Below are 2,431 nucleotides of genomic sequence, written 5' to 3' on the forward strand. Positions count from 1 at the left end.
TGTCCCTAAATCAAGGGTCTGTGAACGGGTATTGTTACCCGCTAGGGCGTGATGTGAAGGGCAACGCAACTGATACATCAATTGCTAACAATACAGGCGGAAACGAAACCCGCCCCCGCAACGTCGCCTTTAATTACATAGTGAGAGCAGCATAATGACAGAACAAAAATACTCTTTAGAGCATGAAACAGCCGTATTGGGTAAAGATGGTTTGGCTATTCAGGCAGGCTGGATAAAGGTTTATCACTCGAATCAGATAACGAGAGAATTCACAGTTTCAGACATTGAATACGTGATGTTGGGTGTCAGTCTATCAGCCGGTGCTTATCCCGATGCGCCAGAACTTCCCGATTCTCACGATGTGGCCGTTTGTCGCAGTGAAGACGGTAAGTGCTGGCAAATCCTCCCGGATTACCGTGGCAAAACAGCTTACGACACGTTAACTCGCGCTCCGACTGAAATTACTGAAATCGGTGAATTGCCGGATACCCTGACGTTCAAGAAGCCCCCAACTGATTTCGATACGTGGAACGGCAAAGAGTGGGTAGTTGATAAAGACCTTCTCAAATCCCATCAGATTAATGAAGCTAAGCAACAACAAGCAGCACTGTTACAACAAGCAAATGAAACACTCTCATTGCTACAAGACTCTGTTGACTTAGAAGTTGCTACTGACTCAGAGAAAGCCGCTCTACTCGAATGGAAGAAATACAGAGTATTGCTTACGCGTGTAGATGTGAATCAAGCGCCTGATGTGCAGTGGCCGGAGGTGCCGAAGTGATTGTTGACTCATGACTTTAAATATGTTTAGCATTAACTGACTACTGTACAAGTAGCTTAGAAATGCTGATTTTTGAATAGCGTGTTCACTGCCGCACAGGCAGAACGGAGCCGGAGTTAATCCGGCTTCACAATCTCCCTCTTATCTCAGAACTAATCCCCCTCCCGCCCCCTTCATTAATGGTGTAAAATCAATCACTACACTTCATATTGAGTGCTTTTTCTGTTTGTACATATGTGTGTACATTCTGTTATTTTTTATTGGTTATTTTTTATTTAATTCATTGTTTTATATTAATATTTTAATTATAAGGATATTCGCTGCCGGGATATGCTGGAATGGGTGCCCCAATTGGTGGAACTCCTGAATGCAGGGTATAATACAGCCGAGCAGCGCAATGTAGTGTTACGCTATATTTTACTGAATGGACATACGCTGGATCTCTCCCAATTTGTCCATCAACTGATTGAACAATCTCCGGAGCATGAAACGATGTTGATGACTATTGCAGAACAGCTTGAACAAAAAGGGCTTGAGCGAGGCCGAGAGGAAGGTATTGAACTAGGCCGAGAGAAAGGTAAAGTGGAAACGGCTCAAGCCTTATTACGGCATGGCGTCAGCCTGGATATTATTGTCACCAGTACCGGACTGAGCCGGGATAAAATTGAAGCGTTAAAGCATTAAATTAATCTTCTCTTCATACAGCAAAATGCCGATATTCAAAATCGGCATTTTTGTTCTTATTTATACCCTATGGATTTCAAGATGCATCGCGGCGGCAAGGGAGTGAATCCCCGGGAGCATAGATAACTCTGCGACCGGGGTGAGTGAGTACAGCCAACAAAGAGGCAACCTGAAAGATAACGGGTATAAATCCTTGAATTAATGAAGGGCTTATGGTTGCTCCCCTTGTGTTTCATTTATCCTTCAAAAAAGCAAACCATAGGCTCAACACGATCTTCTCTATTCACTCTTTTGATCATCAATTAATCGATGAAAGAAAAATAGCCAAATAACCTCATCCCTGATATTCCTAAAACCAAATAAAATCGCGCCAATACCTAAAATGGTTAACCTCTGCCATACCAACTAATAATTACCCTTCATTATTAATTAATATTCCCTCCAAAGATTCATTGCTTATAATCATTCCGCTTTATTAAATGCGAACTAAATAATCGCGAAATAAACTTTTTCAGCATAAATAATAACCGCCACAAGGCTGGTTGCTGCGGTAGCTATACCCATAATTCATGACTAATAAAAATAGTTAGCCAGGGAAATACGGCAATCCCAGTTTTTATTGGTCGTTTCTCACCGAAAAAAACCAGCGCAACGCCACAAGCAACACACATTTAATCGTCTGCCCTGAACAATTGAGCTCTATTCTAACTTTTTGCTCTTCTTTCTTATTCATATTAACCTCAACTAACATCTGTTAAATATGCATAAAACTATCAATCGAAGTCTAAAAAGTCACACTTCAGGTGGAGAAAACATTAAAACAATAAACCTCGATACTATATTCCCTATAGAGGAACTGTACCATCGCGGCAAATACTTCTGACCGTCATGAAAACCTCCGAGGCAGGTGAACATACTTGATTTCCCCAGGAATAAGCTCTATTTCGTAATGCTTCCAATGATCTC

1 protein-coding gene and 1 pseudogene are annotated in these 2,431 nt (G+C 41.6%); both read left to right on the forward strand.

The features are described from left to right. Nucleotides 1-154: 154 nt before the first annotated feature. On the forward strand, nucleotides 155-781 hold the full coding sequence (locus AACQ83_RS04020; protein WP_112876659.1) for a tail fiber assembly protein: 627 nt from the start codon (nucleotides 155-157) through the stop codon (nucleotides 779-781). 309 nt (nucleotides 782-1,090) lie between these two features. Next, nucleotides 1,091-1,465, forward strand: a pseudogene (locus AACQ83_RS04025) (Rpn family recombination-promoting nuclease/putative transposase); the annotation flags it as partial. Nucleotides 1,466-2,431: the final 966 nt, after the last annotated feature.

This window comes from Photorhabdus sp. S10-54, from assembly GCF_963878145.1.
Classification (GTDB): domain Bacteria; phylum Pseudomonadota; class Gammaproteobacteria; order Enterobacterales; family Enterobacteriaceae; genus Photorhabdus; species Photorhabdus kayaii.

What these genes read in the sequence shown, in the direction of transcription:
- AACQ83_RS04020 (WP_112876659.1), top strand. Translation starts at nt 155, where the DNA reads ATGACAGAACAAAAATACTCTTTAGAGCATGAAACAGCCGTATTGGGT.